Here is a 13,469-nt window from a genome sequence, read left to right on the forward strand (position 1 = left end):
GTTCAGATGCTCGCCGCGCTGGAGTCGGATACGCCGACGTTGCGTCCGCTGTTCGGCAAAGCGGTGCCCGACGTTGCGTCCAGGCGCCTCGATGCGCCGCGCGAAGATCGAAGCATGAGGCGATCTCGGCGAGGGAGCCGATTTTCCGGTGATTTCGTGGCCTGAACCTTCTGCCTCGGAACAGGTAGTTCGATCAAACGATGCCCCTATTCGGATAACTTTTCTTTTATCATAATAGGTTCATTGAAAATCCAAACTGGCGTCCATTGAAACGCGCCCGACCCGACGCACTCTTATGCCCTGATACCGAACATGCTCGCCATCAGGGCAGGGGGAATTGCCGTAAACGCGTGTTCGACGCCTGCTGTCCGCCGCCTATAATCGGTATCAACTTTTCCAGGAAAACGCGCTTACCAAGGTGAGGGGCCAAATGGGAGAGTGCCGTTACATCTGTTCGCGCTTCGTCCTCACAAGCTCGATCGCCGGCCTGACAATGCTGGCGTGCCCGGTACACGCGCACGCCGAGGATGGTCCTTCGAGTAGTTCGCCGAGCGGACTCAAATCGGAGAGAACGCTCAACGCCTATGCGGTGTACGGCGACGGACGAGCGACCGAGGGTGGCGATATGCATTGGCGTGCGTACGAAGTCGGCTTCGGTGACGTCTTGAACGATTACCTGTCGGTCTACCTCGCGTACATGAACGAAGGGCATCCGTTGAATCACCATCGTGACGGTTTTGCCGCCCTGGGTTCGTTTCGTTGGCCGGTCGGCAGTCGCCTGGCGCTCGAATTTTCGGCGGGCCCGTACTTCAGCATGGACACGACCCATGTCGACGACCAGCCACGCAATGACAAGCGCTGGGGCGTGCGCGCGTCGGCAGCGGTGCGGTATTACGTCGTTCCCAAGCGCTTCTTTCTCAAGGTGCAGTACAACCACGTCCAGATGATCGGCGGATTCAATTCCGACGCGGTGCTCTTCGGCATCGGCTCGGATTTCGGCGGCGATCCTGGCCCTGCGTTTTCGGACGGCAAGACGCAGATCGGCGTTTGGGCCGGGACGTCTCAGACGAACCGTCCTCAAGTGCCGATCGAAAGGGGGTACATGGTCGAAGTCAAGCGGCCGCTCGGCAATGCGTGGGCCTATTCGGCGAGCTTCGTCTACGAAGGCAACAATGGCGTGGCCGGCCGACGCGGCGTGGCTGCGCAATTCTGGTACGTCGCGCCGATCACGAGCAAATGGACGCTGTCGGCGGGCGTCGGTCCGTATCTCTCGCGGGATCGGAACGACGGCTCGGGCAGGACGCGACTCAATGCGTTGCTCAGCGCGCAAGTGGCCTATCAGGTGACGAACGATTGGGCGGCGAGCCTGCGCTTCAATCGTGTCGCAACCGGCAACGACAAGGACCAGGACATGTTCATGGTTGGCGTGGCGCGAAACTTCTAGGCGCTCGTTCTTCTGCGCCCGCGCATTCTGTTGAACAAAACCGGCTGGACCGCGCTCCCGTAACCGGGCGACCAACCGGCGCATCTGTCGTGTCGTCAATCTGGTTTGAGCTGGCCGTCGGCTACGTCCTGAATGGCCTTGAATCGGTCCAGTTCGCGCATCGTCATCGTGATCCGCTCCGTTGCAGCCATCGCAGCCTCCGGCGCCGTCAAACCGGCAGCCGGTCAGCTTACGCGGCCCCAAAGCGGACATTTCAATCTAGCCACTACAATCAAAAATGTCGATAATGTTGATTATGTCAAATATACATCGCACCCGCCGGGCGGCCAACGAAGTCACCTGCTTTCGCATGATTCCCGCGTCGATCCGGACAAGATCATGCTGATGGGCTTTTCGAGAGGTGGACAGGCAACGCTCTACGCCGCCATGACGCGACTCAATCGCCTTTGGAATACGTCTGGTGTTCGCTTTCGCGCCTATCTGCCTTTCTATCCCGACTGCATGACCCGTTATCGCGACGACACCGACGTCAACGGGCCAATCCGCGAATTCCATGGGGCAGACGACGATTACGACCCTGCGCCGGCCTGTGCCGCATACTTCGAGCGGCTGCAACAGGCCGGCAGAGACGCCACCATGACGGTGTTTCCGCACGCGTCGCATGCGTTCGACATGCCGTACGCGATGCCCACTGTCGTCGTAAAGGGCGCGCAAACGGTACGGGCGTGCCGTATCGTCGAAAACGAAAGCGGCGAACTGGTGAACGAGGCTACCGGTGCGCCCTTTTCCTTTCACGACGATTGCGTTCAGACCGACCCTCACGTTGGTGGCAATGCGCAGGCGCGCGATGCGGCAATCGCCGACGTGATCGCGTATCTCAAGACAGTGCTGGGTGGCGGCGGCGACGCGCTGGGCGACTAGCCCATCGTCACTCCAATCAGGTCCGCGGCGGCGTCAGTCGCGGCCACCCGGCATGCATCCGGAGTTCATCAAGACTTCTTAAGTTCAGCCAGTTTGACTACGGTCTGTCGGGAAAACGAATTTGGCATTTTGGCAAACACTGAATTCGCAACACGCGGAAGACCGCCGGTCACTGAAGAATGTCAGCGCTGAATACGCAGTCGGTCAACCAGCAAGCGGAACGCTGCAGAATTGTTCTTTCTGGTTGGGTAATAGAGATGGTAGCCGGAAAAGGGTGAACACCAATCCTCCAGAAGACGGACGAGACGACCATCGCGAATCATCGGTGCAGCATGGTCTTCGACGAGGCAGGCAACACCCTGCCCGTCCACCGCCGCCGCCAGGATCATGTCCGGGTCATCGAAAGTTAAAGGTCCTTCAACGCGAACTTTCATTTCCTGTCGGCCTTTTTTGAATTGCCAGGCATAAAGCGCCCCTGAGCCGGGCAGGCGAAAATTGATGCAGGCGTGCTGGGCTAACTGATGGGGATGGGTAGGTATGCCGCGTCGGGCAACGTAGCCGGGCGTGGCCACGATCGCCAGACGGAGAGCGGGTCCGATTTTTACGGCGACCATGTTTGGCGCCACAAGCTCCCCTAGTCTGATACCGGCGTCGAATCGATCGTCCGCGAGGTCGCGGAAAGCTGCGTCAATGTTCACCTCGACATGTATGTCCGGGTAGTCTCTGACGAACTCCTGCAGCACAGGCCATAACACGCTAACCGCGGCATGCCGCGGAGTAGTGATGCGGAGAGTGCCCCGGGGGCTTTCCCGTAGAGAGCCGACAGTACCAAGTGTCAGGTCAATGGCTTCGAAAGCAGGCTTCAGTCCCTGCAAGAAGGTTTCGCCCGCCGGAGTCAACGCGACGCTCCGTGTCGTGCGCGTCAGAAGACGAACACCGAGCCGCGTTTCAAGCCGCCGCAAAGTGTGGCTTAGGGCGGATTGCGACGTCAGCAGGCGAGCTGCGGCGCGCGTGAAACTCCTTTCCTCTGCAACAGCGACGAAGGCATTCAGGTCGATTAGGTCATCTCGGTTCATCCGTTTCCCGCCCCGGTTTCATGATTTACCAATATAACTGTTTTACTTATTTATATCTGCAATTCAATGGTGTAAACCCGCAAAATGATGGTGTTCAAGACGTAACAGATGACGAGCGATATTCCCCGCACATCGTCTGGTCTCCAACCACCACGGACGTAACAGCCATGACAAATCATTCGCGTCGAACTTTCCTCGCAGGAACCGCAGCAGCCGCAGTCGCGACGCTGGCGCCGGGGAAATACGCAACGGCTCGCGAGGCTTCATCGCCGGCCATGACCGCCCCCATACCCGGAGTATTCCAGCGGACTGTCGGGAAGATCGAGATGCTTTCCGTCTCCGATGGCGCCAACAGCTTTCCCCGTCGAGAAAACTTCGTTTCGAATGTTCCGCCAGCGGACGTCGTCCGCGCACTGCAGGCGGCTCGTTTGCCGACAGACACCATTACGCTAACGTTCACCCCCGTCGTCCTCAAAACTGACGGGCGCGTGGTCGTAATTGATACCGGACTCGGGGAAGCGGCCTTCAGACAAAGCGACGGCGTCGGCGGACAGTTCCATACCAACCTTGAAGCGGCCGGCTACGATGCGGCCGCCGTCGACCGGGTATTGATCACGCATTTCCATGCCGATCACATTGGTGGACTGGTGACAGCAGATGGCCGCGCGGCATTTCCGAATTCGGAAATCTGGGTACCGGCAGCCGAATACGCGTTTTGGCTGAACAACGCAAACATGGCTCGAGCGGAATCGGAAGCCGCAATGGCAAATTTCCAGCGCGCACGCCGCATTTTCGGGATTCTCGGCGACTCCGTCAGAACATTCGAGCCGGACACAGAGGTTGCACCGGGCGTCACGTCCATGGCCACACACGGTCACACGCCGGGACATACGTCCTTCGTCGTCGAATCTGGCGCCGATAAGGTGGTCATTCAAGGCGACGTGACCACACATCCAGCGCTATTCATCCGCCATCCGGACTGGCACGGAGCCACGGACATGGATCCTGAGATGGCGCAGCAAGCACGAATCAAACTGTATGACCGGGCCGTAGCGGAAGGGATGCTCATTCAAGGATTCCACTTCCCATTTCCGGCTTTGGGCCACTTGGCGCGAGAACAGGACGGCTATCGATTGATTCCTATTGGCTAAGGAGCGCGCACACGCGCGACGCAGCGGTCGCCGACGTGATGGCTTACTTGAGGACAGTGATGCGCAACGTCAACGAGGTTCCAATCGAATAGCGCCGCCATCGTTGCAGACACGACAGCCACGGCGTCAAGCGCCGCTGGTCTCGAGTGCGTGGGGACTGGGTAGACGCCTGACGTTCCGCCCATCTGACCAGCGCCTGTAGTCGGCTGGCGTCATGCCGGTGAGTTGGCTGAAGGCACGCCGAAACGACGTTTCCTCACGGTAGCCGCATTGCAGTGCTACCTGTTTAATGCTTGCTCCAGGCCGCTCGAGCAACACGCAAGCCATTTCGATCCGCACGCGGGTAATGAAGGTCGGCAAGGCCGTTAATGGCGGAGAGCAGGCTGCCTTCGACTGCAACGATTCCTATGCGCACGGCGCGCTTGCATGAATGTTGGCGGGTTTGCCACCTGCAACGGTTCACTGAAGTCAGATAGATTTGACACGTCCCCTCAACGATTCGCTTTCACATGAAATTCCCATTCCTTCATAACTGTCCGGTCTCGCTCTTTCAGAGATGCGCGCGCCGTCGGTCCGCATGGTTCAGCCGGCTGGTTGCTGCCGTAGCCTTCACGGCGACGCTGACAACGGCTCATGCGGCAGCGACTGCGGCGCCGGCTGTGCGCAACATTGTCCTCGTGCATGGCGCCTTTGCGGACGGATCAAGTTGGAGCCCCGTGATCGTCAGGCTACAGCGCATGGGTTACCGCGTCACTGCTGTGCAAAACCCTCTCACCTCGCTCGCAGACGACGTTGCCGCCACCGAAAGCGTCCTGCATCGGCAAACCGGCGACGTACTGCTGGTGGGCCACTCCTGGGCCGGCGCAGTCGTCACGCAGGCCGGCAACGCTGCCAATGTGAAAGGCCTGGTCTATCTTTCCGCGCTGGTACCGGACGACGGCGAGTCCGTCGCCGACCTGCTGCAACGCCTCCACGCGCCGATGACCGGTCTCGCACCGGACGCCCACGGGCTGATCTGGCTCGACGATGCGCGAGCGTTCCAGCACGTCATGGCGGCGGACATTCCGCTCGAACAGGCTCGCGTCCTGGCATCGGTTCAACAGTCTGTCGCGGCGGCCTGCTTCACCGGGAAGATCCAGCACGCGGCCTGGCACGACAAGCCTGTCTGGTATCTGCGAACCACCAACGACAATGCGCTGAAGCCCGCCGTGCAGCAAGCCATTGCGCAGCACATTGGGGCAACGGTCACGTCGATTCGCTCCAGCCACATGTCGATGCTATCTCACCCGGACGAGGTCGCGAGGCTGATCGATCTGGCCGCCCGGAAGGTATCCCAATGAATTCCAGCGCGTTTCGACGCCCTTCACTCCTCCCCTGACAGGCAGGCTTCATTGAATATCCTTCATCTCGATTCGAGCATGCTCGGCAACAGTTCCATCACGCGAGAGCTGTCCGCGGCCGTGGCAGCTGTTCTCCGGGCGCGTCGATGAATCAGTTCCGTCTTGTAAAGACCGTTGATCGTTTCAGCCAGCGCGTTATCGTAGCTGTCACCACGGCTGTCGACGGACGGCTCGATACCCGCCTCGGCCAAACGTTCGCTGTACCGAATGCTGACGTATTGGGCTCCCCTTATCGGAGTGGTGTATCAAAGTCCTATCGTCGCCCGGTTGGCGCGCGTACAGCGCCTGTTCAAGCGCATCCAGAACGAAGTCCGTGCTCATCGCGAACTGACGCGCCAACCGACGATGCGACGGGCAAACACGTCGATCACGAACGCCACGTACAGCCAACCCTGCCACGTCGAGACATAGGTGAAGTCGGACACCCAAAGCTGATTCGGCCGCTCAGCCTTGAACTGCCGATTGACCCGGTCCACCGGCGCGGGGCACTCGTATCCGGATTCGTCGTGCGAACTCGCTTGCCGCGAACTGCGCCTCGCAAGCCCTGCATGTCCTCGCGTTCAAACCTTGCACCTCTGCACTTGACCTTGACCTTGATTGAGGCCGGCTGCCGGTCCAGCTCATTCTTCGTCGTCCCGGCGCGGGCCGCGCGCCGGGACCGATTGCCGCCTGGCGGCTTCCTCCCTGTCAGAACCGGTACGTCGCCCCGACCTGGAAGAAACGACCAAGGTTCGTGTAGAGCGACTGGTCATAGCCAGTGATGTCGGGCACGGCTTGCCACTCGACGTCGAACGGCGGCTTCTTGTCGAAGAGGTTCGTGATGCCGCCGTAAATCGTCCAATGCTTGAAGCCGCGATAGTTGAACATGAGGTTGAACTGGCTGTACGACGCCACCGATCCCGTACCGCCGTCGCCGAATTCCGCGGCCACGGCGTTCGTATATGGCCCCGTGTATTGCCAGGTCAGCGTGGTGGTCAGTTGCCGGTAGTCCCAGCTCACGCTCGTATTGCCCTTCCAGCGCGGGTTGCTCGCGCCGAACGGCTGCAGCAGCGCAAGGTTGTTGCCGGCGAAGTCCTGCGGTGCGGTTCCGGGGCTGTGCAGCTTGAAGTGCCACACATAAGTCCAGTCGCCTGCGAGCGTGAACGTGCCGTACTTGGTGCGCAGCGCTTTGCGGAAATTGAGATCGAAGCCATCAGTGTCGAGCGCACCGAGGTTCACGAAATGCTGAACGAGGTAACGCACCGACCCGTCGGCGTTGCGCACGACGCGGGAGGGATCGTTGGCGACGAGCACCGCGTTCGGATCGTCGGTGCCGATGACGCCGTCGATGCGGACCTTGTAGAACGCCGCACCGATATCGGTCATCGCATCGGGTGAAAGCTGGAAGCCGATGTTGTAGTTCTTCGTGTGCTCGGGCTGAAGATTCGGATTGCCCGCGACTTGCTCCGTCGTGAAGTGCTTGGTCGGCACACCGCTCGGATCATTCGGATCGACGAGGTTCTGGTGAGAGAGATAGACGGCCTGCGAGTTTTCGACGAGGGTCGGCGCGCGGAAGCCGCGACTGTACGATGCATACGTCGTCAGCATTTGCACCGGCTGGAAACGCAGCGCAAAACTCGGCGAAAACGCCCCACCGAAGTCGCTGTAGTGATCGTAGCGGCCCGCCTGCGTGAACGTCAGGTTGCGCAGGATCGGAATGTCGACCTGGTAGAACGCGGCGGCGACGTTGCGCGAACCCTCCACCGTCTGCACGTTCGCGGGTGCGGATACGCCCTGCGACGCGAGCGTCTGCGGGTTGATTGTCGACGATTCGTGACGGAACTCGGTGCCCAGGCCCAGGCCGACCGGGCCCCCGGGCAGCGTGAAGAGATTCGACGTCGAGGCCTTGGCTGTCACGCTGTCGACCTTCGAGATGGCCTGCTGATCGTCGTCCGTGAAAACGCCGTTCAGGCCGTTTGGCGTGGCGGCCGGGTTCGAGAAGTTGTAGGTGCCGTTCGCGAGCATGTTCTCGAGGCCCGCGACGTTGATCCGGTTGCGATACGTCGTATCGACGGTGCTCTGCGAGTGGCCGTAATCGGCCGACCAGTCCCACGCGCCGAATCTGCCCGTGTCGAACGAACCTTTGACGCCCGTGTTCGCCATCCAGAACGTCGATACCGTGTCCGCCCCCACGACGTTGTCCGGGAAGGTCAGGTTGATCGCCGTCGGCACGCCGAACGGGTTATAAGGGTTGCTCATCGGTACGGTGCGCGGCAGCGGCGAAACGGACCCGGTCGAAGGGTTGTAGACGTTCGTCGTGCTCGAGATCGAGGCCGGCCCCTGCAACTGGACGGTTTCATCGCGGCTCACCCAGAAGCCCGCATAGGCCTGCGTGTTGTCGTCGATCTTGAAGGTGGCGCGCACCTTCGCGTTCAGGCGCGTCGTGGACGGAACGAGCGATGTTGACGCGGCCGGGTTGTACGTGCAATTGGTCGCGCTCGTCTTGCTGCCCGGCGGGCACGGCGAAAGCGGCACCCTGGAGCCGTCCGCCAGCGACCAGTACGATTGCTGGTTCGGCCCGAGCGGCGCTGCCAGCCCGCCGGGATATTGCGTGAAGTCTTGCGCCGACGTCATGTCGCGATCGCCGAGCGTCGAGCCCGAATCGCGGTAATAGCTGGCGGCCGCGGTGACGTTAAAGCGATCCGAATTCAGGTCGCCGAAGCCGGCCAGTACACTGAAGTTGCCCTGCCCGTCGCCCGGATGCTGCGCCTTGCCGAGTTGGCCGTCGATCTGCAGGCCCTGAAAGTTCTTCTTCGTAATGATGTTGACGACGCCCGCGATCGCGTCCGAGCCGTAGACGGATACCGCGCCGGTCTTGACGATCTCGACGCGCTCCACCATGTTCAACGGGATCGCGTTGACATCGAAGAACGTGTCGGTGAAGTTCACCGACTGCGCATAGTTCGCGACGCGCTGGCCATCGACGAGCACGAGCGTGTATTTCTCGCTGAGCCCGCGCAACGCCATGCCGGCGCCGCCGGGGGCCGAGCTGTTCATCGTCGTCTGGCCCCAGCTGCTTGCGGAATTGGCCGAGGTCGAACGCAGGAAATCGGCAACCGTCGTGTATCCGCTTTGCTGGATTTCCTTCGCGGTGATGACCTGCACCTCGGTGTGACCGACCTTGTCGGATGTACGGATCAGCGAGCCCGTCACTTCGAACTTGTCGAGCTTTTTCACGGTCTGCCCGCCCGCGGCGGTGCCAGACGCCGGCGCGGGCGCGGCGGCAGTCGTGCTGCCGGTTTGCTCGGCGGCGACGCTCCCGTCGACAGGCGTTGTCTGCGCGTAAGCGGAGGTACCCAAAGCCGCCGTCAACGCGACTTCAGCCCATACGATGCTGCGTATTGCCGATCCCAAAGCCGTTGGTTTCATAACACCCCTCTGTCGTCGCAAGGCCTCACCTTTTTGTATGCACGGAGATTCGCCGGCCTTTAAATAGCGTTGCCCCGCGTTCCTGATTCGTCGTCTGGCGATCACAACCATTCCGTCCGCCCGTTTATTTCTTTCAAATTTATTTCTTCCATTGCGGAGTGGAATGAATTTGAAATAAAAGAAACGGCATTCCTATAGAGTTAGGAAACCTAATTACATGGATCGATCTTTTCGTGCATCGAACGGCCGCATACAACATGCCCCTGGAACATTCGCACCATGGCGCTTCGTCAATTAGCGCGTACACGTTGCCAGGAAAGGCAGTCGCTCGTTGAAGGGCTGCTTTACGTCTTCACTTTGAAGGTCTTAATGCACGGAATCTTCATTACCGTTCACTACAAAGTTTTACGTTGGACGCGAACATAGCAGGACAGAATCGATGCGTCAAAAAATATTTGATGCTACATAACTTTGTTTAGGTGCAATAGATGCACTCGGTTGGTGCCGAATAAAAATCGATATGGTTCATCCGCCGCTACCGTTGTTCTGTCTTCCTTGTGCGGCTGCCTTTTTCACCCGCTCGCGCATGCGCCGCAATGGAGCACGCGGCCGGTACTCGTCGGCCTGAATTTTTTTGTTTACCAGAGAGGAGGCACGAATCCTTGGCATAGAAACAGTCCGAACACGTGATCCATGAATCCCGTCGTGTAGCGTTCCGTGATCAACAGATCGGACTCCTGATAGTGCAGCCGTTCGAGCACATGCTTGGCGTCGCGCACCCGTCATCCCGTGATCGCTCCGCCAACGCCCCGTCGCGACCATCAATCGATCTCCAGATTTTCGGCCATTTCCACGCGCTGCGCGTCGCGCTTCGTCCCCGGCGCATGCCGCCCGCGCCGGCCTATGGATACCACCACCAGAAACGCCACCGGCGCGAACACGAGCCCGAACATCGTCGCGGCGAGCACGCCCCCAAACGCACCCGTGCCGATCGATCGCCGGCTTTCCGCACCCGCGCCCGTCGCCAGCACGAGCGGCACGACGCCCAGCAGGAACGCCATCGACGTCATCATGATCGGCCGGAATCGCGCGGCGGCCGCGTCGATCACCGCCTGCCGCACCGACACGCCGCTCCCGGCCAGATCGCGCGCGTACTGCACGATCAGGATCGCGTTCTTCGCCGCCAGCCCGACCACCGTGATCATCCCGACCTTGAAATACACGTCGTTCGGCATCCCGCGCGCGAGCGCCGCCGCGATCGCGCCGATCATGCCGAGCGGCACGATCGTCAGCACGGACAGCGGGACCGTCCAGCTTTCGTACAGCGCGGCAAGCGCCATGAAAACCGCGAGCACGGACAGCCCGACGAGCAGCGGCGTTTGCCGCGCGGCAACCTGCTCCTCGCGCGCCGCATCGACCCAGTCGAAGCCGATCCCGACCGGCAGTGCGCCGGCGAGCCGCTCCATCTCCGCCATCGCCGCGCCCGAACTCGTGCCGGTCGCCGCGCGGCCGCTGATGTCGAGCGACGGATAGCCGTTGTAGCGATTCAGCATCACCGGGCCGATCGTCCAGTGCGGCGCGGCGATGGCCGACAACGGAACCATGTCGCCGGTGCGGTTCGGCACCGTCAGCGCCATCAGTTGCGCATCGGTCGCGCGCGCGGCCGGGTCGGCCTCGATGATCACCCGCCGCATCCGGCCCGATGCCGGAAAATCGTTGATGTAGTTCGAGCCGAACGTGCCGCCCAGAAGGCCCGCGATTCGCTCGAACGGCACGCCGAGCGCATACGCCTTCGCACGATCGACATCGAGTTCGATGCGCGGCGCGTCCGGCAGGTCTTCGAAATGCACGGCGGCGAGCAACGGATCCGCTTTCGCTCGTCCGGACAACTGCTCGCGAGCCGCCTTCAACGCGTCGAGCCCGACGCCGCCGCGATCCTCGAGCCGGAACGTGAATCCGTCGGAATGTCCGATGCCGCGCACCGACGGCGGCAGCGACGCCTCGACGTCGCCGTCGAGGATCGTGCCGAAACGCCCGTTGAGCCGGTCGCGCAACGCCATCGCGCCGACGTCGCGCCGCGCCCAGTCCTTCAGCTCCACGAACGCCATCCCGACGTTCTGCCCGCTGCCCGCGAAACTCCAGCCGATCACGCTCGTCACGTTCGCGATCGTCGGCTCCGCGCGCAGGATCGCTTCGACCCGCTCGACGACCGCGAGCGTACGCGCCTGCGTGGCGCCCGCCGGCAACTGGATCATCACCTGCAGTTGCCCCTGGTCCTCGGTCGGCAGGAAGCCGCCCGGCATCATCCAGTACAGCAGCCCGCATGCGATCACGAGCGCCGCATAGACCGCCACGACCATGCCGGTGCGGCCGACGGCGAACACGGCGAGACGGCGATAACCGGATTCGACGCGCGCGAAGGACACACCGAAGTAGTCGGCCAGATGCGTGCCGATGCCACGTCGCCGCGCGTGGCCGATTCCGCCGTCGTGTCGCGCGACCGGCTTCAGCAGGTTCGCGCACAGCGCGGGCGTAAGCGACAGCGCCATGAACGACGACACCAGCATCGATGCGATCATCGCCACCGCGAACTGCCGGTAGATGCCGCCGACGGCGCCCGGAAAAAACGCCATCGGCACGAATACGGCGGTCAGCACCGCGGTCACCCCGACGATCGCACCGCCGATCCGCTTCATTGCGCGGCGCGTGGCGTCGCGCGGCGACACGCCCTCCTCCATCACCCGGTGCACGCTCTCGACGACGACGATCGCATCGTCGACAAGGATGCCGATCGCCAGCACGAGACCGAACATCGTGAACACGTTGATCGACAGTCCGAACGCCCACATCGCGACGAACGCGCCCATCAGCGTGACGGGAATCACGACGGTCGGCACCAGCGTGTAACGCAGATCGCGCAGGAACAGCCACATCACGCAAAACACCAGCACGACCGCCTCGACGAGCGTCAGCACGACCTCCCGGATCGCGATCGTCACGAAATGGGCGCCATCGAACGGAATCTCCATCGCCACGCCCGGCGGCAATACCCTCGACAGTTCGGCAAGCCGCGCACGGATCGCGTTCGACGTTTCGAGCGCGTTGCCGCGCGGGCCGAGCTGAATGCCGACGGTGGCCGCCGGGCGGCCGTTCAGCCGCGAATAGAACGAATAATCGTCGCGGCCGATTTCGACACGCGCGACGTCGGCGACGCGCACCACCGAACCGTCCTGCTTCGACTTCAGCACGATCCGGCCGAACTCCTCCGGCGACGTCAGCTGTCCCTTGACGACGATCGTCGCGGTGAGCTGCTGGCCGCGCTCGAACGGCGCATCGCCGATCGCACCGGCCGTCACCGTCGCGTTCTGCACGCCGATCGCCGCGATCACGTCGTCGGCGCCGAGGTCGTATTCACGCAATTTGTTCGGATCGAGCCAGACCCGCAGCGCCTCGCCGGCGTCCCACAGCTCGGCCGCGCCGACGCCCGGCGCACGCTTCAGTTCGCGCAGCACGTAGCGGTTCAGGTAATCGCCGAGTTGCGCGGAATCGCGCGTGCCGTCGGTCGACGTCAGCGTGACGAGCATCAGGAACGTGTTCGCTGCCTTGAATACGGCGATCCCCTGCTGGACGACCTGCTGCGGCAACCGCGGCTCGACCTGCTTCAGCCGGTTGTTCACGTCGACGAGCGCGATGTCCGGATCGGTGCCGGGCGAAAACGTGACGTCGATCTCGAGATTGCCGTGACCGTCGCTGCTCGTCGCGTAATACAGAAGCCCGTCGGCGCCGTCGAGGCTTTCCTCGATGATGCTGCCGACGTCGCCGTCGACCGTCTCGGTCGACGCGCCCGGATACGCGGCCGTGATCACGACCCGCGGCGGCGCAAGCCGCGGATACTGCGCGATCGGAAGCTGCGGAATGGCGAGCACGCCCGCGACGACGATTGCGAGCGCAACGATCCACGCAAAGACGGGACGATCGATGAAGAACGATGGCATCGGCATGCGTCAGCGAACCGCCGGCGTTTCGGCACGGGACCGCGGAACGGCATGCCCGTCGGCACCGCCGCACG

The 13,469-nt window shown here is 62.0% G+C and carries 8 protein-coding genes and 1 pseudogene; 4 read left to right on the forward strand and 5 right to left on the reverse strand.

Annotated features, from left to right (window positions below):
* Window positions 1-430: 430 nt before the first annotated feature.
* Together AP428_RS06090 and AP428_RS06095 are read left to right on the forward strand one after the other, a co-directional pair.
* A complete protein-coding gene (locus AP428_RS06090) occupies window positions 431-1,444 on the forward strand; it encodes a hypothetical protein (protein ID WP_054927846.1) in 1,014 nt (337 codons plus the stop codon).
* Window positions 1,445-1,576: 132 nt separating this feature from the next.
* Window positions 1,577-2,365 carry a dienelactone hydrolase family protein gene (locus AP428_RS06095; protein WP_231691685.1) on the forward strand — a complete coding sequence of 263 codons (789 nt, stop codon included), beginning with the start codon at window positions 1,577-1,579 and terminating at the stop codon, window positions 2,363-2,365.
* A 182-nt stretch (window positions 2,366-2,547) separates the two neighbouring features.
* Here the strand turns inward: AP428_RS06095 and AP428_RS06100 are convergent, their stop codons facing one another.
* A complete protein-coding gene (locus tag AP428_RS06100; protein WP_054927847.1) occupies window positions 2,548-3,441 on the reverse strand; it encodes a LysR family transcriptional regulator in 894 nt (297 codons plus the stop codon).
* 20 nt (window positions 3,442-3,461) lie between these two features.
* Here AP428_RS06100 and AP428_RS06105 point away from each other — a divergent pair, with 20 nt between their 5' ends.
* A complete protein-coding gene (locus AP428_RS06105; RefSeq protein ID WP_231691686.1) occupies window positions 3,462-4,592 on the forward strand; it encodes an MBL fold metallo-hydrolase in 1,131 nt (376 codons plus the stop codon).
* A 126-nt stretch (window positions 4,593-4,718) separates the two neighbouring features.
* Here AP428_RS06105 and AP428_RS34755 read toward each other — a convergent pair whose 3' ends face one another.
* Window positions 4,719-4,991, reverse strand: a complete 273-nt coding sequence (locus AP428_RS34755) for a helix-turn-helix transcriptional regulator (protein WP_306303112.1) — start codon at window positions 4,989-4,991, stop codon at window positions 4,719-4,721.
* Between the two features lie 110 nt (window positions 4,992-5,101).
* Between AP428_RS34755 and AP428_RS06110 the strand changes: the two genes are divergently transcribed.
* The gene (locus AP428_RS06110; protein WP_012328547.1) at window positions 5,102-5,932 is read left to right on the forward strand and encodes an alpha/beta fold hydrolase; all 831 of its coding nucleotides are present in this window, start codon (window positions 5,102-5,104) and stop codon (window positions 5,930-5,932) included.
* Between the two features lie 137 nt (window positions 5,933-6,069).
* Here AP428_RS06110 and AP428_RS34330 read toward each other — a convergent pair.
* The 3 genes and pseudogenes from AP428_RS34330 to AP428_RS06125 form a co-directional block, all read right to left on the reverse strand.
* Window positions 6,070-6,536 (reverse strand): annotated as a pseudogene (locus AP428_RS34330) (IS3 family transposase); the annotation flags it as partial.
* A gap of 143 nt (window positions 6,537-6,679) precedes the next feature.
* Complete coding sequence (locus AP428_RS06120) at window positions 6,680-9,400, reverse strand: TonB-dependent siderophore receptor (RefSeq protein WP_054927849.1); 2,721 nt, start codon at window positions 9,398-9,400, stop codon at window positions 6,680-6,682.
* An 821-nt stretch (window positions 9,401-10,221) separates the two neighbouring features.
* Entirely contained in the window at window positions 10,222-13,395 is a 3,174-nt protein-coding gene (locus AP428_RS06125) for a multidrug efflux RND transporter permease subunit (protein ID WP_054927880.1), read from the reverse strand.
* Window positions 13,396-13,469: the final 74 nt, after the last annotated feature.

The sequence above is a fragment of the Burkholderia sp. E168m22 genome, from assembly GCF_001319805.1.
Taxonomy (GTDB): domain Bacteria; phylum Pseudomonadota; class Gammaproteobacteria; order Burkholderiales; family Burkholderiaceae; genus Burkholderia; species Burkholderia orbicola.

Excerpts from the sequence above, each read along its gene's own strand:
- AP428_RS06105 (WP_231691686.1), top strand. The coding sequence starts at position 3,462 with ATGATTTACCAATATAACTGTTTTACTTATTTATATCTGCAATTCAAT.
- AP428_RS06090 (WP_054927846.1), top strand. The coding sequence starts at position 431 with ATGGGAGAGTGCCGTTACATCTGTTCGCGCTTCGTCCTCACAAGCTCG.
- AP428_RS06095 (WP_231691685.1), top strand. The coding sequence starts at position 1,577 with ATGGCCTTGAATCGGTCCAGTTCGCGCATCGTCATCGTGATCCGCTCC.
- AP428_RS06120 (WP_054927849.1), bottom strand. The coding sequence starts at position 9,400 with ATGAAACCAACGGCTTTGGGATCGGCAATACGCAGCATCGTATGGGCT.
- AP428_RS06100 (WP_054927847.1), bottom strand. The coding sequence starts at position 3,441 with ATGAACCGAGATGACCTAATCGACCTGAATGCCTTCGTCGCTGTTGCA.
- AP428_RS06110 (WP_012328547.1), top strand. The coding sequence starts at position 5,102 with ATGAAATTCCCATTCCTTCATAACTGTCCGGTCTCGCTCTTTCAGAGA.
- AP428_RS06125 (WP_054927880.1), bottom strand. The coding sequence starts at position 13,395 with ATGCCATCGTTCTTCATCGATCGTCCCGTCTTTGCGTGGATCGTTGCG.